At 29.4% G+C, this 19,387-nt stretch carries 12 protein-coding genes and 4 pseudogenes; 8 read left to right on the forward strand and 8 right to left on the reverse strand.

Annotated elements, in window-relative coordinates:
* Positions 1-238 precede the first annotated feature (238 nt).
* From yidC to ACZ1HD_RS10510, 3 genes and pseudogenes are all read left to right on the forward strand, one after another.
* Positions 239-2,090: pseudogene (gene yidC / locus ACZ1HD_RS10500) on the forward strand (membrane protein insertase YidC).
* Between the two features lie 169 nt (positions 2,091-2,259).
* Complete coding sequence (locus ACZ1HD_RS10505) at positions 2,260-3,951, forward strand: MBG domain-containing protein (RefSeq protein ID WP_472687404.1); 1,692 nt, start codon at positions 2,260-2,262, stop codon at positions 3,949-3,951.
* Positions 3,952-4,306: 355 nt separating this feature from the next.
* Complete coding sequence (locus ACZ1HD_RS10510; protein WP_472687405.1) at positions 4,307-7,495, forward strand: T9SS type A sorting domain-containing protein; 3,189 nt, start codon at positions 4,307-4,309, stop codon at positions 7,493-7,495.
* A 49-nt stretch (positions 7,496-7,544) separates the two neighbouring features.
* On the opposite strand, the pseudogene ACZ1HD_RS10515 reads toward ACZ1HD_RS10510, so the two are convergent.
* A pseudogene (locus ACZ1HD_RS10515) lies at positions 7,545-8,678 on the reverse strand (cysteine desulfurase family protein).
* A 13-nt stretch (positions 8,679-8,691) separates the two neighbouring features.
* A complete protein-coding gene (locus tag ACZ1HD_RS10520) occupies positions 8,692-9,246 on the reverse strand; it encodes a Smr/MutS family protein (protein WP_079738947.1) in 555 nt (184 codons plus the stop codon).
* Positions 9,247-9,734: 488 nt separating this feature from the next.
* Between ACZ1HD_RS10520 and ACZ1HD_RS10525 the strand changes: the two genes are divergently transcribed.
* Positions 9,735-9,932, forward strand: a complete 198-nt coding sequence (locus ACZ1HD_RS10525) for a low molecular weight phosphatase family protein (protein ID WP_472687406.1) — start codon at positions 9,735-9,737, stop codon at positions 9,930-9,932.
* On the opposite strand, the gene ppk2 (ACZ1HD_RS10530) is transcribed toward ACZ1HD_RS10525, so the two are convergent.
* Positions 9,929-10,714 carry a polyphosphate kinase 2 gene (gene ppk2, locus ACZ1HD_RS10530; protein WP_077809652.1) on the reverse strand — a complete coding sequence of 262 codons (786 nt, stop codon included), beginning with the start codon at positions 10,712-10,714 and terminating at the stop codon, positions 9,929-9,931. The genes ACZ1HD_RS10525 and ppk2 (ACZ1HD_RS10530) overlap by 4 nt on opposite strands.
* 4 nt (positions 10,715-10,718) lie before the next feature.
* Entirely contained in the window at positions 10,719-11,573 is an 855-nt protein-coding gene (ppk2, locus tag ACZ1HD_RS10535; protein ID WP_079736887.1) for a polyphosphate kinase 2, read from the reverse strand.
* A gap of 92 nt (positions 11,574-11,665) precedes the next feature.
* Here ppk2 (ACZ1HD_RS10535) and ACZ1HD_RS10540 point away from each other — a divergent pair, with 92 nt between their 5' ends.
* Positions 11,666-12,616: a lipid A deacylase LpxR family protein gene (locus ACZ1HD_RS10540; protein WP_340933304.1), complete on the forward strand. Its 951-nt coding sequence runs from the start codon at positions 11,666-11,668 to the stop codon at positions 12,614-12,616.
* A 1-nt stretch (position 12,617) separates the two neighbouring features.
* Here ACZ1HD_RS10540 and ACZ1HD_RS10545 read toward each other — a convergent pair.
* Positions 12,618-14,041: pseudogene (locus tag ACZ1HD_RS10545) on the reverse strand (ATP-dependent DNA helicase).
* Positions 14,042-14,144: 103 nt separating this feature from the next.
* Between ACZ1HD_RS10545 and ACZ1HD_RS10550 the strand changes: the two are divergent.
* The 3 genes from ACZ1HD_RS10550 to ACZ1HD_RS10560 are packed head-to-tail and all read left to right on the forward strand — an operon-like array spanning position 14,145 to position 16,238.
* The gene (locus tag ACZ1HD_RS10550) at positions 14,145-14,876 is read left to right on the forward strand and encodes a hypothetical protein (RefSeq protein ID WP_079736890.1); all 732 of its coding nucleotides are present in this window, start codon (positions 14,145-14,147) and stop codon (positions 14,874-14,876) included.
* 10 nt (positions 14,877-14,886) lie between these two features.
* A complete protein-coding gene (locus tag ACZ1HD_RS10555; RefSeq protein ID WP_340933302.1) occupies positions 14,887-15,681 on the forward strand; it encodes a DUF3822 family protein in 795 nt (264 codons plus the stop codon).
* The gene (locus ACZ1HD_RS10560) at positions 15,678-16,238 is read left to right on the forward strand and encodes an RsmD family RNA methyltransferase (protein ID WP_472687407.1); all 561 of its coding nucleotides are present in this window, start codon (positions 15,678-15,680) and stop codon (positions 16,236-16,238) included. The genes ACZ1HD_RS10555 and ACZ1HD_RS10560 overlap by 4 nt, the downstream gene beginning before the upstream one ends.
* Before the next feature lie 2 nt (positions 16,239-16,240).
* On the opposite strand, the pseudogene ACZ1HD_RS10565 reads toward ACZ1HD_RS10560, so the two are convergent.
* The 3 genes and pseudogenes from ACZ1HD_RS10565 to ACZ1HD_RS10575 all read right to left on the reverse strand — a co-directional run bounded on the left by ACZ1HD_RS10565 (position 16,241) and on the right by ACZ1HD_RS10575 (position 19,386).
* Positions 16,241-17,193: pseudogene (locus ACZ1HD_RS10565) on the reverse strand (AAA family ATPase).
* A complete protein-coding gene (locus tag ACZ1HD_RS10570; protein WP_340933296.1) occupies positions 17,193-18,575 on the reverse strand; it encodes a peptidylprolyl isomerase in 1,383 nt (460 codons plus the stop codon). Before ACZ1HD_RS10570 ends, ACZ1HD_RS10565 begins: the two are co-directional and overlap by 1 nt.
* Positions 18,541-19,386, reverse strand: a complete 846-nt coding sequence (locus ACZ1HD_RS10575) for a hypothetical protein (RefSeq protein WP_340933294.1) — start codon at positions 19,384-19,386, stop codon at positions 18,541-18,543. The genes ACZ1HD_RS10570 and ACZ1HD_RS10575 overlap by 35 nt, the downstream gene beginning before the upstream one ends.
* Position 19,387: the final 1 nt, after the last annotated feature.

The following is a 19,387-nucleotide window of genomic DNA, read 5'->3' on the forward strand; positions in this document are numbered from 1 at the left end:
TCTAAAAAGTAATTATTACAATTTAGAAAACCATTCTTTTATATATAAAATGACAACCTAATTTTAGGAACACTATTTGAACTATTTAATATAGTAACAATAACAGTAGTAAAATCTATTAAATTATATTCAGTTTTGCTACATTTGTCGGCTTTTACTTTTTTTAAGTAAAGTAGAAATGACAAATTGACATTTAAAATAACATAATGGAACAAAAAAATTCGACTTAAATTCTTTTATTGGATTAATCTTATTGGGTGGTATCGTTTTCGGTGGATGAGCACACAAAAACCAGCAATTGAAGAAACTGATAATTCTACACAAACAAATGTGGCTAATTCAACAGAATCTTCTAACACTAATAACACTTTGGTTAAAGAAACTGCTTATCAAAATGATTCTTTAAAGCAAATAGCTTTAAAAAATGAATTGGGTGCGTTTGCACAAAGCGCAATGAATGCTACTTCGGAGTTTCTATATTAGAAAATGAGGTTGTTAAATTAACTATTGATAATAAAGGAGGTCAAATTAAAGAGGCTTTAGTTAAGAATTACAAAACCTACGATTCTTTGCCTTTATATTTAATCAAAGAAAAAAATGCATCATTCAATATTAATTTTGGTACTACAGACAATAGAATTTTAAATACTAAAGATTTATTTTTTGAACCAACTGTTACCAAAAACGGAGAAAATCAAATTGTTTCTATGAAACTAAAAGTTTCTGAAACAAAATTTTTAGAGTATAGATATGAAATGGAACCAGATAATTATATGGTTAATTTTTCTGTTCGATCTCAAGGATTGGGTAATGTTATAAATTCTTCTAATCCAATAAATTTAGATTGGTCTTTAAAAGGATTTAGAAATGAAAAAAGTATCAAGACAGAAAATACAATGTATACCAACTTCTACTACAAGGCAGAAGATGAAGTTGATGACATTAGTGCTGGTAAATCAGAAATTTTAAACGATGTAGATTGGGTTGCTTATAAACAACACTTTTTTACCTCTAACTTATTATCAGAAAAGCCATTTAATAACGCTACAATTACTTCTACCGATTTAGTTTTAAATGAAGAAATTGATACTGTATTTACTAAAAAATTCGAATTAAAAACACCTTTAGAATTATCTAACGGAGAACTAAATTATAATATGAAATGGTTCTACGGACCAAGTGATTATAATTTATTAAGTAGCGATAAGTATGCTGATACAGATTTAGATCAAATTTCTGATTTAGGTTGGGGAGTCTTCGGTTTTTTAAACAGAACAATATTTTATCCTGTATTTAATTTCTTAAAAGGATTTTTATCTAACTACGGATTAATTATTATTTTAATGACAATTGTTGTTAGAATTATAATGTCTCCTTTGGTTTACAAATCTTATTTATCAAGTGCAAAAATGAAGGTAATTAGACCAGAATTAACTGCACTAAACGAGAAATATCCTGGTAAAGAAAATGCAATGAAGCGTCAACAAGAAACCATGGCGATTCAAAGAAAAGCCGGAGTAAGCATGATGTCCGGTTGTATACCTGCACTTTTACAAATGCCAGTATTTTTCGCTTTATTTAAATTTTTCCCAACAAATTTATCTTTAAGACAAGAAAGCTTTTTATGGGCAAACGATTTATCTTCTTATGATACTGTTTTCAAATTACCTTTTAGTATTCCTTTTTATGGCGATCATGTAAGTTTATTTCCAATATTGGCATCTGTTGCAATTTTCTTTTACATGAAAATGAATCAAAGTCAGCAAGCAAATATGCAAGCACCTACTCAAGAAGGGATGCCGGATATGAGTAAGATGATGAAGTATATGATTTACTTCTCTCCTATTATGATGCTATTTTTCTTTAACAATTATGCAAGTAGTTTAAGTTTGTATTACTTTATATCAAACCTTTTAACAATTGCAATCATGTTAGTAATTAAAAACTTTGTAATTGATGAAGAAAAAATTCATGCTAAAATAGAAGAAAATAAAAAACGTCCGAGAAAAGAAAAAAGCAAGTTTAGACAAAGAATAGACGAAGCTATGAAACAAGCGCAAGAACAGCAAGCACAACAAAAAAGAAAATAAATTCTTTATAAATTTAAAAACCGAAACATCAAAGTTTCGGTTTTTTTTACATCAAATTGGTATCTAAAAAAAACAATATATTTGTAAACTATTAAAGTGCATAAAACCACTTTATTAACCCCTAAAATAATACTTTATGACCCCTAAATCTAAAAGTAATTGGCTATCTATGCCATTTATATTATTGCTATTTATTTCATTGTATAGTAATGCACAGACATCTGCAACCTTTACAGTAACACCAAATACTACAATTGCCCAAACACCAGGTGGTGCAGCCACATATAATACAACTATAAATGTACCGGTTAATTTTAATATATCAGATATTCATGTTTCTTTAGACATAACGCATACATGGAATGATGATTTAGATATTTTCTTGACTTCTCCTGCAGGAACAACTGTAGAACTTAGTACAGACAATGGAGGAAATGGTGATAATTATAATGTAATTTTTGACGATACTTCTGCAAATATATTACCTACATCAAATACTACGATTGCAGGAACATACAGACCAGAGGGTTCATTATCAGATTTTAATGATGAAGATGCCAACGGTAATTGGACTTTAACTATTACAGATGACACTAACCAAGACGGAGGAACTATAAACTCAATTTCACTAGAAATATTTGGAACTACAGTTACTCAGCAAAGTTTTGAAGACGGCTCTTTAAGTGGTTGGACTCAGGGAAATGGAGATGAATTTGATTGGTCTAACGGTAACAACACTACTCCATCAAATGGAACAGGACCTCAAAATGGTGGTTCTGATGGTACTAGATTTTTATTTATAGAAGCATCAAATCCAAGAGCAACTGGTCATAAAGCATATTTAGATAGAACTTTTGACTTTACTAACACAGCAAATAATAAAATTAGTTTCGATTATCACATGTATTCTACTGCTGCAAACTCCATGGGAACTTTAAATCTTAGAGTAAGTACAAACGGAGGTGCAAGTTTTTCTACTCCTATTTTTTCTGAAACAGGAAATAAAGGGAATGTATGGAATAGCAATGTTACTGACCTATCTGCTTACGACGGTTTAAATGTTGTATTGAGGTTTGAGGGTATAGTTGGTGGTGGTACCTTTTGGAGTTCTGATGCTGCGATTGATAATGTAATTGTAGCTGGAACGGCATCAACTGGTTCTGCACCAAGAATACCTATTACAATTACAGCAGATGCCAGTTCTAAAGAGTTTGGTGATGCAGATCCTGTATTTACATATCAAATAACTTCAGGTGCTTTAGATAGTGGTGATACCTTAGTTGGTTCTTTAGATAGAGATGCAGGTGAGGCCGTTGGAAATTACAATATCAATCAGGGAAGTATCTTAAATGTTAATAATCCTAAATATGATATTACATTTATTTCTGCTATATTTTCTATTGGTTCAAAGGATACAGATGGAGACGGTTATGCAGATGACATCGACGTAGATTTAGATAACGATGGAATATTAAATGTAGATGAAAGCTGTATAATTGCTGGTGCTGCAGAACCGGAATCTGATAGAATAAAATACTCAGACGAAGGTTATGACATGTATGTTATTGGTGGAAATGCAAATAATGGTAACGGATATAAAGAATCTGGTTTTGAAAAAGGAGCCTATGCAAAAGGTTTAAACCTAACCGTTTTAAATAATGCAAATGACTTTGTATTCTCTGCAGTTGGTGGTGAAGATAATGCAGCTTCTAGTGCTGCTACATTTGCAAATGGGTCTTTATCATATACTACAAACGCAAATACAACAGGTCGTAGAAATGAATTTAGAGAAACTACCGGAGCTTCATTTAGATCAGGAACTTCGGAGATGCACTTTATATTAAACCTTCAATTAATTTAACTGTTGGTGAAGTATATTCAATAGATATCGACTTTAATACAGCTGTACATGCATTTAGTTTCGATTTAGTAGATATTTTAGATACAACTCAAGATCCAGCAGATCTTTTAGTCCGATATGAAGTTTTTGCTGACTCAAAACTAATCGCTTATTTCGAAAGTGGTTTTATTGGTGATGATGCAATTGCAACTGTTAATATTTTTGACGGAAATAATATTAGTAGAGGAACCATGGTTGTTGGTCAAAATATAGAATCTACAATTGGTTTTATATCATCTACAAAAGTTAGCGAAGTTTCTATTGTTCATAAAGTTTTAAATGGTACTGTTTCGGGTCTTTTGTTGATTTACATGGTATGGATAACTTTGTTTATAGTACAGAGGATATTAGCTGTCTATCTGATGGTTTAGATGTTGATGGAGATGGCATACCAAACGAAAGAGATATTGATTCTGATAACGATGGAATACCGGACAACATCGAAGCTCAAACTACTTTAGACTATATAGCACCAAATTATGTTTATACAGTTAATGGTTTAGATACAGCTTACGGAACAGGATTGATACCTGTAAATACAGACGGAATTGACAATGCCGACTTTACAGATTTAGATTCTGATAACGACTCACTTTTTGATACATTTGAAGTTGGTTATACTATCGATACAGATAATGACGGAGTTACAAATGGCACTGTTGGAGAAAACGGATTGGATAATTCTTTATATCCTGCAGATGACTATTTAGATGTAAATGCAAGTATTGATGATCCAAATACACTACCAGATATTGATAACGATGCAACTACTATTGGAGATGTAGATTATAGAGATACACATCTTTCGGGTACGCCAATGATTACTCAATTTTATTTAGAAGGTACTAGTAGAGTTATAGAAATCACAAACATACATCCTACAAATAGTATTTTAGCAAACACTATCGAATTGTCTTTATTTGAAAACAAAACAGGTCCACAAACTTCTGTAATACCTAATAGTTTATTTACTGTTCCAACAGCACTTGCTCCCGGAGAGTCTATTATAATTAACAATACAACTTCAGGTTACACCGGTATTACTAATGACGGAATTACTTCTATCATTGGTGAGAACGATATTTTAGTTTTATCTCATCCAAAAAGTATCGCTACAGGTTTAAATGATTGGAAAAACAGGTACGAAAGCGCAATTAATCTTGAAAATGATAAAATCTATGTAAGAAGTGATGAAGTTCTTTCTACAAATAAAGATTTTACAAATACAGAATGGATTGTTTATGTTAATGAAGATTTAGATCCTTATAGAGAAAAAGATTTAGGTGGTCCAGAAAGACATCCTCATGATCCTGTAATATCTGAAATTGCGTCTGCAAATACAGAATCTAACTTAAGATTAGGTGTACACAGAGTAAATCCTACAATTTTGACAGGTGGTACTTGGTCTAACGGTTATCCTGATAGAACTAGAAGAGTTGTTATAAATCAAGATTATACTCATTCAGGAATTTTAAAGGCAAGACAATTAACCGTTAATTCTGGTAATAAATTGTCTATAGATAATAACCTATTAGTTGTATCTGAAGATATAACATTAGGTAATGCAAATAGTGAAATTAGATTGATTGGAAATTCTCAATTAATACAAACTCATGAAACTGCTTCTAAAGTAACTGGTGCCGGAAAATTATTAATAGATCAAAACTCGCCTACGCCAAGTAAATTTAGATACAATTATATGAGTTCTCCGGTTGGAGGAACATCTTTTACTATTGCTGATGTTTTAAAAGACGGAACATCTGCTACTTCTGCTACATCAAATATTGTAGATATAAACTTTGTAGGTGGTTATGATGGTGAAGTTTCTAGTCCAATTAAAATTTCAGAATATTGGATTTATACTTATGCTAGTGCAGATGGGAAAAGGTCTAGTTGGAGTCAGAAAAAAAGTACAGGATCTATACCTGTTACAGATGGATTTACTTTAAAAGGACCTGGAACACAACAAAATTATACATTTACCGGTACACCAAACGATGGTAATTTAAATACTGCTGTTGGCGGAAATCAATCTTATTTAGTTGGTAATCCTTATCCTTCTGCAATAAGCTCAACAAAATTTTTAGAAGATAACGAAGACTCAACAACAAGTACCTTATATTTTTGGCAACACGCTGGTGAAGAAGATGCATCAACTACACAAGCCGGACATTCTTTTAATGGTTATATTGGTGGTTATGCAACAAAGAATTTGGCGATGGGACTAGCTGCAAATGCACCTTCAATTTCAGGTCCTTTTGATTTTAATATGGAGGCTATTGATGCTACTACTACAGGAACTGCAACAAATGATGGAGGAAATAATGTAGTTTTATTAAATGCTTTAAATGAATATGTAGAATTTAATAGGTTATCAAGAGCTGTTGATGGTTTAACAATTAATTATAAATCTAATACACCTGCCTTAATAAGAGTTAAAATTAACGAAACAAACACTACAGAATACACATTACCTGCTTCTACTGTTTATACCGATTTTACAATTACAGATTGTATTCAGGTGAATAGCGATTTTACAATAGAATCTTTAAGTATTTTTAATTTATATATTGATAGTATTAATTTAAAAGACGATGACGGAGAAATTACTTGCCAACCAACCGCTGGTTTAAATGCAAATTCTGCATATAGCGAACCTTTAGAATACATTGCTGTAGGACAAGGTTTCTTTATAAGTGGAGACCAAGACGGAGGACCAATTGTTTTTAACAACAGCCAAAGAGAAAATATTGTTGAAGGAGCGCAGTCTACATTTTTTAAATCTAACATTAAACATAAAAAGAAAGTAACTGCTACTAGAAAACAATTACCTATTCTAAAATTAGGAATGAATTACACAGGACAAACTGGTACTGAATTGCACAGACAAATTGGTATATCTTTTAAATACAATAACTCTTTTAAATATGATAAAGGTTATGATAGTTTTACGTTTGATGTAAATAATACAGATTTCTATTGGAAATTCTCTGATAATAATGAAAAATATGCAATTACAGGAATTCAAAATATTACTGAAGATCTAGAAGTTCCTTTAGAAATAATAATTGGTCAAGATGATGAAATTAGTCTTGAAATAGATGAAATCAACTTTGATAATTCTGATTTATACATTTTAGATAAATTAGAAAACAAAACATACAATTTAAAAGAAGGTAAAGTAAAGTTTAATTTACCTAAAGGAGAATATACTGATAGATTTTTCTTAGCTTTTAAAGAAAGTGTTGTATTAAGTACAGAAGACAATATTCTAACAAACGACTTTAATATATTTTACAACAAAACAGATAAAAACATTAATATCGAATTGTTAAACGGCTTAGAAATGAGTAAAGTTAATTTATACTCTATACTAGGTCAAGAAATAAATACTTGGAGTTTGAACAATGAAAACAAGAAAACCTTAGATGTAAAAAATCTGTCTAAAGCAATTTACATTATAAAGATTAAAACGAATAGAGGTGATGTTTCCAAAAAATACTAATCAACTAGTGTTTTTTTATTAAAAAGAGAATCTTAAAGATTCTCTTTTTTTACTTTATAAAGTCTTTAATTTTAGTAATTGCAAAATCTAATTCTTCAATTGTATTATTTCTAGAGAATGAAAATCGGACAGAAGTTTTATCTTCTTCACCGTCAAATAAAATTTCAGAAAGTACGTGCGAACCTTTATTACTTCCACTCGGCAAGCACTACCACCGAAACAGCAATTCCTAATAAATCTAAACTAAATAAAAGCATATCGTTTTTAACAGGAAAACGAACACTTAAAATAGTAGCACTACTACTATCTAAATTACTTGAATTACCATTAAACTTTATTTCTTTTGATATTTTTTTAATTCAGAAATAAAATAAACCTTTAGAGTTTCGATATAATTTTTATTCTTTTCAATTGTTGCGTAAGAAATATTTAATGCTTTTTCCATTCCCAAAATAGCATGTACATTTTCTGTACTAGATCTAGCACCTTTTTCTTGTTCTCCTCCATGCATCATTGGCGTTATACCAAATCCTTTTCTAAAAAAAGCAAATCCTACGCCTTTTGGTCCATGAAATTTATGAGCACTTCCTACAAGAAAATCAATATTAATATCAGATAACTCTAGTTTATAATTACCAATCGCTTGCACAGTATCCGAATGAAAAAGTGAATTATGACTTTTACATAAATCAGCAACCTTTTTTATGGGTAATACATTTCCTATTTCATTATTAATCATCATTAAACTAACTAATGTTTTTTCTTCTGATGATTTTAAAAGCGTTTCTAAATGCTCTAAATCGATATCTCCATTATCTTTAACAAGAACAAATTCTAATGAAATATCATATTTTTCACTTAGAAATTTACATGTATTTAAAACAGCGTGATGCTCTATCTTAGAGGTTATAATTCTAGTAACACCTAAATTTAAAACAGCATTATTTAATATTAAATTATCTGCTTCTGTACCACTTGACGTAAAAATTATTTCTGCGGCAGACACATGAAATTGCTTCGCAATATTTTTTCTAGCAGTTTCTACACTCGATTTTGCTTTTCTACCAAATTGATGAATTGAAGATGGATTACCAAAATTTGTTGCCATAGAGTTTTGCATAACTTCTATAACTTCCGGATGCATTTGCGTGGTAGCTGCATTGTCTAAATAAATAGCATTCATACTAATTTTTTTATTAGATTGAGTTTTGAAAAATATAAACCTCTGTGGCACCTAAACCATATTGTTTATATGAAGCATCGTAATATTTAACTGGGTATTTATTTAAAAGTGAATGCAGTTCAGATTTTAAAACCCCTTCGCCTACTCCGTGTATAAAAACAATTTTAGAAATTCTTTTATGAATTGCAAATTCTAATTTTCTTTTTGCAGTATCTAACTGTAAATTTAACATATCGTAGTTATCTAAACCTTTTACAGATTTAGTTAGCTTGTTAATATGCAAATCTATTTCCATTAAAAATTCTTGCTTTTGTTTCTTAAAAAAACTGTTTTTCTTCTTAACCTCTGTAGTTTTTTCTTTTAAAAAGTTATTATTTATATCAGAAAATTTAGACAACTCATGTTGCTCTACTTCAATCTTAACCAATTCTTTTTCATCAAATTTAAAAAGCATGCCATCTAAAGATTCTATAGAAATTAAGTTGTTATCAATTGCAACCACTTTTCCTTTTAAAACATCGTCTAAAACTGCAACAGTATTACCAATTTCTAAACCCTTTCTTAACATTATTTTAATTAATTTAAAGATATAAGCTACTAACTTTACTACAAAAATAAGCATATGTCTAAAACTTTTGCCGTTTCTACAGAAAACTTCTTTAAACTCTCTTCAAAAAAATTATACTTCAAGATGAGAGAAAAGAAATACTTACTAAGATTTCTGAAAAAATTGCAAAGTTTTATATTGATAATGGTGCTGCAAACATAAATTTTATTTGTACACATAATTCTAGAAGAAGTCAAATAGCACAAATTTGGTCTTATTTTGCTGCTAATTACTTTACATTAAATATCAATGCTTTTTCCGGTGGAACAGAAGTTACATCTTTTAACAGAAACTCTGTAAAAACATTACAATCTGCTGGTTTCGATTTTAATGTAAAAGATTTCTCTCATCAAAATCCGAAATATTTAATCTCTTTTCTAGGTTGTAAAAAATCAATATTAGGCTTTTCTAAACGTTACGATCACGAAATTAATAAAGAACCCTATTTTGTGATAACAACTTGTAATGATGCTGATAAAAATTGTCCGTTTATACCAACTGCAGTAGAAAGGTTTCATTTACCCTTTGTAGATCCGAAATTTTCTGACGGAACTTCTGAGCAAACTAAAACATATTTAGAAACTAATGAAGAAATTGCTGCAGAAGTATATTATTTATTTAATGCTATTAAAAATTTTAGTCTTTAAATTTCTAAATCTTTATCATAAGGAATACTGTTAAGAACGTGATTAATAACGTTAATTCTCGCTTCTGTTTTTCTATTTGCTCTAATAACTTTCCAAGGAGAAATTGCTGTATTGGTTCTTTGAAACATCGCCTTTTTATAAACAGTATATTGATCCCATAGTAATTGAGCTTTCTCGTCTAACTTGGTCATTTTCCATTGTTTTAATGGATTGCTTTTAATGTCTGCAAATCGTTTAGCTTGTTCTTTTTTAGAAATAGACATATAAATTTTAACCAAATGAATTCCAGATTCTAAAATCATTTTTTCAAAATCGTTTACCTGATTCATAAAAATCTCGTACTCTTCTGCAGTACAGAATCCGTTTACAGGTTCTACAACAGCCCTATTATACCAACTTCTATCAAAAAAAACAATTTCACCAGCTTTAGGTAATTGTTCTACGTAGCGTTGAAAATACCATTGCGTTTTTTCATCTTCTGTGGGTTTAGGTAAAGCCACAATTCGCATATGTCTTGGGTTTATTCGTTCTGTTAATCTTCGAATAGCACCTCCTTTTCCGGCAGCATCTCTTCCTTGAAAAACAATTATAATACGTTCGTTATTATTAATTGCCCACGTTTGCAAACGAATTAATTCTACCTGTAATTTTTTTAACTTTTTCTGATAATCTACATAACGTAAACTCTTCTCTGTACTTAACGGATCTTTAGATAAAAGAGCTAGAAAACCTTTTTTAGTTGTTAACTTATTTAATTGCTTTTGTGTAAGTTTTTTATCCATAGTCTTAATCTATATTGGTATTAGACCTGTAATAACGCATTACAACATTTGGGTCCGGAGTTAGAGATATTTTTGAAGTTTTTCCTTCATAATCGAACTGAGAAATAACGTGTCTTATGGCTTCTAATCTTGCAACTTGCTTATCGTTGGTTTTAATCATCATCCAAGGGCTATATGCTGTATGCGTTTTAGAAAACATTTCCGACTTATAATGCGTGTATTTATCCCACAAAGCTTGTCCTTGTTTATCTACCGGACTGAATTTCCATCTTTTTAAAGGATTTTCTTTACGTTCTTCAAACCTTTTAAGTTGTTCATCTTTAGTTATAGACAACCAAAATTTTATAATTATTACGCCATCTTCATACATCATATGTTCAAACTCCGGCACCTGAACCAAAAACTCTTTATATTGTTTGTCTGTACAAAACCCCATTACAGGCTCTACAACAGCTCTATTATACCAACTTCTATCAAAAAAAACGATTTCACCAGGGTTGGGTAATTCTTTAATATATCTTTGAAAATACCATTGTCCTTTTTCTACTTCTGTTGGTTTATTTAAAGCTACTAACCTACTCGATCTCGGATTTAAATGTTCCATAAATCGTCTAATATTTCCTCCTTTTCCTGCAGCATCTCTACCTTCAAAAATAATAGCAACACGTTTATTTTCCTTAGAAATCCAACGTTGTAATTTTACCAATTCTATTTGTAAAAGACGTAGTTCTTCTGTATAAACATGAGTTTTAAGTACTTTTTTGTATAAACTACTTTTTTCTTTAATAAGTTCTAAAAGGTCTTCGTTACTTTTTAGGTTTTCAAAGTCTTCTGAAGTAAAATTTTTGCTTGTACTCATATATAATTTTTCGAAGATTAAAAATATTACTTTTTTTCTAAATAAAGTTAAATAAATATGAATTTAAACAAGTTGTTCTATATTTGTTTTCTATGAAAAAGAAAGTACTTTTTTTATTCTTATTTTGCTCTATTATTTGCTTTTCTCAAGAGAAATATTCTAAGGAAATTAGTTTTATTACAGATAACGATTTATACACATCTACTTATGATGATAGATATTATACCAACGGTATGTTTTTATCTTTTAAATATCTTTCTAAGAAAACCAATACTTCTTTAGATAAAAAAATTATTGAATGGCAAATTGGTCACGAAATGTTTACACCTGCCAAAGCAAACACAAAAAACATCGACGAGCATGATAGACCATTTGCTGGTTATTTATTTGGTGCATTTAGTATCAATAGAATTTATAAAAACAAACAAAACTTTAAAACTACCTTTCAATTAGGTATTATTGGTCCTGATGCATACGCTATGGAAATGCAAAATTTTATTCATAACATGTATGGTTTTGAAGAGGGCCAAGGTTGGAAATATCAGATTAAAAGCGCACTAGGTTTAAATTTTAATACTGATTATAATAGGTTTATTAGTAAAGATGAAAGCAATCATCTAGATCTAACTTGGGTAAATTCTGCAAAATTAGGTACAGTTTATACAAATATTTCTACAGGATTATTTACAAGAATAGGTTTTAAACCTTTACAAGATTTTGCAAATTCTATAGCTTTTAACACAAACTTAAATAATAAAAACTCTTCTTTCTACAGAGAATCAGAAGCTTTTATTTTTATAAAACCAACCATAAGATATGCTTTTTATGACGCCACTCTAGAAGGGAGTTTTTTAAATAACGGTAGCGAGATTACAAACGAACTTGTTCCTGTTGTTTTTAGAATTGAAGCTGGTTTTAAATTTACTGCGAACAGATTTAATTTTGGTTATACGTTTAATTATAACACAAATAAATCTAAAGGATTAAAATTTGATAATGGCCACAAATACGGTTCAATAAACATTAATTACCTTATTAAATAAATTATTCAATAAAAAATTCGTCTTTAAAACCAATAAGATATAATTTTTCTTGTGCTCCGGTAATTGCCGTGTAAAGCCATCTAAAATATTCTTTAGAAACTCCATCTGGTAAATATGGTTGTTCTATAAAAACAGTTTTCCACTGACCTCCTTGAGATTTATGGCATGTCATCGCATAAGAAAATTTAACTTGTAGCGCATTAAAATACTTATTCTTTTTTACAGACATAAATTGCTTGTATTTCGATTTTTCATGAGCATAATCTTCTAAAACCGCTTGATACAATTTATTAGATTCATCATAAGTTAAAGACGGACTTTCACTTACAAGTGTATCCAACAACAACACCGTTTCAAAAGGATGCATATCCGGATAATCAATCATTCTAATTTCTACTTCCGCAAACTTAAATCCGTATAATTCTTTAATAGAAAAAATTTTTAAAACTTCGCAAATATCTCCGTTTGCAATAAAACCTGCTTTAGAAGAATCTGGCAACCAATAATAATTATTCTTAACAATCATTATATAATCTCCAGCAGAAATTTCGTTTTCTTGACCTCTAATATTATATCTTATTTGTTGATTGTATTGGTTTGCCCTTTTGTTAGAACGTACAATAAAAGCAGTATCTTCTACTCCGCTACTTTCATAAGAAGTAACAATAGCATCTTCAATATCATAACCATCTTCTAACCTTTTTATGTCTACAAAATCTAAATCAAACTGAAAATTATCATCCTCGTTTCTTAACAACAATCTTAAAGATGTTGCGTTTGCTAAAATTCCGAATTTTCGTGTTGACGCATAACCTCGTCTAATTCTATTTCTGTTACTTGCTTGTCAAAATCGTATGTTAGAGTATCTTGTTCTAAAGCAGGTGAAACATCTAATTTAACCGGAGGTAATTGTGCGGTATCACCAATAAAAATAAGTTTACAATTATCACCAGAATACACATAAGATATTAAATCGTCTAGAAGTGAACTTGTATCAAATAACTTTTGGTTCTGTCTGCTATCCGGTATCATCGAAGCTTCATCAACAATAAAAATAGTATGTTTATGTTTATTAGGTTGCAAAACAAAAGCCACAGAACCGTTTGATTGTTTTTTAGGAAAATATATTTTCTTATGAATTGTAAAAGCTGGTTTCTTAGAATAAAGAGAAATAACTTTAGCAGCTCTACCAGTTGGTGCAAGTAATACTGCTTTTTTGCCTGCCGCCCGTAAAGAATTTACAAAAGTACCAATTGTAGTTGTTTTACCTGTTCCTGCATATCCTTTAAGCAAAAAAAGAGCATTTTTATCTTTGTTGAAAATAAAACTGCTTAGTAAATTTAAAAGTTCTTTTTGTTTTATTGTTGGTTGATGTGGGAATTTCTTTAACAATTCTTTGTTAAAATCTGCAGGTAATTCTATCATATATTAATTAAAATAACAAAGATACGTCGATTTATAAATAAAAATTTTTATCATTGAAAAAAATTGTAGATTTGCGATAGGACTATTAAAAAAAACATTAAAAATGGGATTATTAGGAATGATTTTAGCTGCGGTTTTAGCTGCAGTAATTATAGCTATTGTTATAGTTAAATATTTACCTCTAAAGTTAAGATGGATTCCATCTATTTTACTTTTATTCTTAGCAGTATTTTTAGGCTTTAAAATATACAACGGTATTATGGAGCCAATTAACTTTAACAAAGATAAGATTACAAGATATGCTAAAGTTGTAGATAATCTTAAGATGATTAGAGATGCAGAAGTAAAATATTACGAAGCAAACGGTAATTATACAAAAGATAAAAACGCTTTAATCAAATTTATAGATACTGCTAAATTAGCTTTAACAAATACAAAAACAATTGTAGAGACTGTTAACAAGGGTGGTGGTATTACAGATGAAGTAGAAAGAAGAGTTACAGATACAATTGGTTACGAACCTGTATTAAAATACTTTAAAGACAGAGATTACAAAACAATGTTTAGTGTACCTGGTTTAAAAGGAACTGAGTTTGAATTGGAAGTAGGAACTGTAGAAAAAGTACAAGGTTTAGTTGTACCTACTTTTATGGCAAAAACTCCTAAAAAAGCTTTATTAGAAGGCATGAACGAATCTTTAGTTAAGCAAGAATTAGAAGTAATTGCTGCTGATCAAATTAAAGGAGAATATGTTTCTGTTGGTTCTTTAGACGAAGTAACTACAGCAGGTAACTGGCCTCCATCATATGACAAAAAAGGTGATAAAAAAGAATAGTAGTATTTCTTTGAAAACATTAAAAGATAATAGATTATCCATCCAATTTAATTTGGATGGATTTTCTTTTTGTATCTATAATAATAGCTTAAATAAAGAAGTATATTTTTGTGAATACGAGTTTGAAACAACTTTAAATACACCGGAAAACTTACTTCTTAAAATTGAAGAAATATTTAAAAAAGACACAAAGCTTCAAAATGATTTCACTTCTGTAACAGTTATTCATCAGAATAATTTAGCAGCATTAGTGCCAGATCAGTTCTTTGATGAAAATGAACTAGCTACTTATTTAAATTATAATATAAAAACGTTAGTTACAGATTTTATTAGTTTTGATAGTATCGATGTACTTAAAACCAAAAACGTTTACGTTCCTTATGTGAACATCAATAACTATTTATTTCAAAATTTTGGCGAATTCGAATACAAGCATTACAGTACGGTTTTAATTGAAAAGTTATTAAAAGTAAATAAATCTAATAATAAAACAATGTATGTAAATGTTGGTAAAACAACTTTAGACATTGTGGTTATCGAGAATAAGCAATTGCTACTTTTTAATACATTTTCTTACAACTCTAAAGAAGATTTTATCTATTACATCTTATTTGTTGCAGAACAATTAAATTTAGACACTTTAGAGTTTCCTTTGTATTTTACAGGTAATATAACCTTAAATACTGCTATTTATAAATTAACCTACAAATACATTAAAAACATTTACTTTTTAGAAAGTGAAAAAGCTATTTTTAATGAATTAAAAATTCCGAAACACTCAAATTATATACTTTTAGGCTCATGAGAATTATTTACGGTAAATTAAAATCAAGACGCTTATCAGCGCCAAAAAACCTACCTGTTAGACCTACTACAGATATGGCTAAAGAATCTTTGTTTAACATCTTAAACAACACCTATTATTTTGATGCTATTTCTGTGATAGATTTGTTTGCCGGCACAGGAAATATTAGTTACGAATTTGCTTCTAGAGGTACTAAAACCATTTATGCAATAGATGCACACTTTGGTTGTATAAAGTTTATAAATTCTACTGCTAAAGCCTTAGATTTAGATATTAACACCTACAAAAGTGACGTTTATAAATTCTTAGAAAAAACAAATTTAACTTCTGATGTAGTTTTTGCTGATCCACCTTACGATTTTGAAGAAGATCAATTCCTAAAAATTGTAGATTTAGTTTTTGAAAGAGGTATTTTAAATGAAGACGGAGTTTTAATTGTAGAACATTCTAAGCATACAGATTTATCAAAACACGCAAAGCATAGCTACGATAAAAGATATGGCGGTAACGTTTTTAGCTTTTTTGAAAATCCGGCTAAAGAAGATGAAGAAGAATAATATTACAACAAAGAGTTGATAATATCTGCAATAGAAACACCTTCTGCTTCTGCTTTATAATTCTTAACAATTCTGTGCGATAAAATAGGAATTGCAACAGCTTTTACATCTTCAATATCTGGTGAATATTTACCATTAACTGCAGCATGAGCTTTGGCAGCTAAAATTAAGTTCTGAGAAGCTCTTGGTCCTGCACCCCAATCTAAATAGCTTTTTACCATTTCTGTGGCAGCCGAAGCTTTTGGTCTTGTTTTACCAACCAAACCTACAGCATATTCTATAACATTGTCTGCAACAGGAATTTTTCTAATTAATTTCTGAATTTCAACAATTTCATCACCAGTAAAAATAGCGTTGATAGTTTCTTTTAAGTTACTTGTTGTACTTTTTACAACTTGTACCTCTTCTTCAAAACTTGGATATTCTAAATTAATAGAAAACATAAACCTATCTAATTGCGCTTCGGTAAAGGATAAGTTCCTTCTTGTTCAATTGGGTTTTGTGTTGCCAAAACAAAAAACGGTAAATCTAATTTATAATGCGTACCGAGAAACAGTTACAGAACGTTCTTGCATTGCTTCTAATAAAGCTGCTTGTGTTTTAGGCGGAGTTCTATTTATCTCATCTGCTAAAATAATATTAGAGAAAATAGGACCCTTAATAAATTTAAATTGCCTGTTTTCATCAAGAATTTCACTTCCTAAAATATCCGAAGGCATTAAATCGGCGTAAACTGTATTCTTTTAAAATTTAAGCCTAAAGCATCTGAAACAGTATTAACTAATAATGTTTTTGCTAAACCAGGCACACCTATTAATAAAGAATGACCTCCACAAAAAACAGACAATAGTGTAAAATCTACTGCTTCTTTTTGACCGATAATTACTTTACCAATTTCTTTTTTTAAAGTTTCAAACTTTTGTACTAGGTTATTTACCGCTTTAACGTCTGACATTATTTACCTGTTTCTTTTTTCCAATTTTTATTAAAAGTACAACTCTTGTAATCTGATGATAATTTAATATAAGTATCTTTAATTTTATCATTAGACCACTTTTCTATTACCTCTTCTTTCTTTTTCTTTAAAGCCAGTGCTTGTATTTTAACATAATCATCTACAAGATCTGCTGTGTGTGTATCTGTTCTATCTTTCATTAAGATAAACTTATACATCTTCTCTCCTCCTCTAGCTTCATCATAAAAAACGTCTGTAAATTCACCTTTCTTTAAATCGTTAACTCTTGCATACATTGCAGGATCCATTCTTGTTAAATCGAATTTAGTCTCGCCCGTATAACCGTTAATAATTACTCCACCGTTGTTTTTAGAATCTTTATCATCAGAAAATTTTTTTACAGCTTCTTCAAAAGTTAATTTACCTGCTTTAATATCATTTTTAATTTCTTCTACTTTTAATCTAGTTTCTGTTAATCTAGATTCTGGTATTTCCGGTTGTAATAAAATATGAGATACAACTCTTGTATTTCCTTTAATTTCGTGAACCTGAATAATATGATAACCAAAAAGTGTTTTAAATGGCTCTGAAATTTCATTTTTTTCTAATGAAAAAGAAACTTCTTTAAACTCTTTAATTAAGTTAGCTTCTTTAGTAACCTGTATTCTTCCTCCGTCTTGCGTAACACCAGGATCTTTAGAATTAATAATTGCTTTCATTCTAAAACTAGCACCGTTTAAAATTTCTGTTCTAATTTCGTTTAATTGAGCAATTACTTTGTTATTTTCTTCTTCTGTAGGTTCTGCATTTAAAACTATTTGAGCCAATTCTATCTCTGCAGTAAATTCTGGTAAGTCTCCTTTTTCTTTTAAACCGTTAAAGTACAAACGTACCTCTTCCGGCGTAACATCTACTTTTTCTGTAATTTTTTGTTGTTCTCTTTCTATTAGCGCATTTTCTTTCTGAACATTAAACAGTTCACTTTTTAAATCGTCTAAATCATTAAACCCATAAGCAGCAATTGCTTTGTCTATAGAACCATATTCTTGTGCAAAAAACTGTATACTTCTGTCTACTTTAGAGTTAACCTCTGTATCTAAAACAGTAATACTGTCTATAACTGCATGATGAGAAAGTAATTTTTGTTCCATTAACTCTTCTAACATTTCACAATCAGAAATTTTAATTTTCCCTTCACTTTTAAATTCTACTTCTTGCTTAAATTTTGCAATATCAGAATCTAAAACAATATTTTTACCAATTACTACTGCTACACCGTCTATTTTAACTTTTTGTGCATTTAATTGTAATGATGTTACTGCAAATAATACAGCTGTAATAAAGATTTTAGTATATTTTGAAATTATTGTTTTTTGTGGCATCTTTTACTATTAGTTTTTCAATCTCTCTTATTAACTCGATTTTACGCTTGTGTAAAATCATTTCTTTTATCGTTGGCTTAATATAGCTTAATGGTGCTATATCATTTCTATTTAATACGTCTTTTATAGCCACCAAATATAAACCTAATGAATCTTGTTTTTGAATGAATTTTGATTTTTTTAACAGATTTTCTTTAGAAAATGGTAGTTTTAACAAAATCTTATCCAATTCTGTCCAAACAGAGTCGTTTAGTTGATACATTTTAAAGCTTAATTGCTGTCTTTCTAACTCTTCTGCATCTTCAATATCATCAGATTTAAATAATTCTATAATCTCTTTTTGATCTTTTATATTATTGTCAAAATTTAAATATTTAGATTTTACTAAAACCTCGTTCAATTTAAAGTTTTCATTATTGGCTAAATAATATTCTTCTATCTCTTGTTCGGTTACTAAAGTATCTAACTTTTGCTTAATTAAATCTTCTTTGTAATTATTAATTAATAAACTTTCTTTATAATCTTGTACCAACTTATTAATATCATCTAAAGATTCTGATGAATTATTGGTTTCTGCAGCTTTTAAAAATAATTTTTTTACAGCCCAGTCTTGTATTAAACTTTTAACTAAAATTAAACTGTCTTCTTTAGTAATATTTCTAGGTAAAAGATCTTTTAAATCTTCTTTAAATAGTTTTTCTGTATTTACAATGGCAACAATTTCAGAAGAGTGTTCTTCTTTTTCTTGCATTTCGAAATACTGACAAGAGGTAAATAAAAAAGCGCAAAAAATAACAAATACAATTCTCATT

The organism is Polaribacter sp. HA6-7 (genome assembly GCF_055693625.1).

Excerpts from the sequence above, each read along its gene's own strand:
- ACZ1HD_RS10540 (WP_340933304.1), top strand. The coding sequence starts at position 11,666 with ATGAAAAAGAAAGTACTTTTTTTATTCTTATTTTGCTCTATTATTTGC.
- ACZ1HD_RS10570 (WP_340933296.1), bottom strand. The coding sequence starts at position 18,575 with ATGCCACAAAAAACAATAATTTCAAAATATACTAAAATCTTTATTACA.
- ppk2 (WP_079736887.1), bottom strand. The coding sequence starts at position 11,573 with ATGAGTACAAGCAAAAATTTTACTTCAGAAGACTTTGAAAACCTAAAA.
- ACZ1HD_RS10560 (WP_472687407.1), top strand. The coding sequence starts at position 15,678 with ATGAGAATTATTTACGGTAAATTAAAATCAAGACGCTTATCAGCGCCA.
- ACZ1HD_RS10550 (WP_079736890.1), top strand. The coding sequence starts at position 14,145 with ATGGGATTATTAGGAATGATTTTAGCTGCGGTTTTAGCTGCAGTAATT.
- ppk2 (WP_077809652.1), bottom strand. The coding sequence starts at position 10,714 with ATGGATAAAAAACTTACACAAAAGCAATTAAATAAGTTAACAACTAAA.
- ACZ1HD_RS10510 (WP_472687405.1), top strand. The coding sequence starts at position 4,307 with ATGGATAACTTTGTTTATAGTACAGAGGATATTAGCTGTCTATCTGAT.
- ACZ1HD_RS10505 (WP_472687404.1), top strand. The coding sequence starts at position 2,260 with ATGCCATTTATATTATTGCTATTTATTTCATTGTATAGTAATGCACAG.
- ACZ1HD_RS10520 (WP_079738947.1), bottom strand. The coding sequence starts at position 9,246 with ATGTTAAGAAAGGGTTTAGAAATTGGTAATACTGTTGCAGTTTTAGAC.
- ACZ1HD_RS10575 (WP_340933294.1), bottom strand. The coding sequence starts at position 19,386 with ATGAGAATTGTATTTGTTATTTTTTGCGCTTTTTTATTTACCTCTTGT.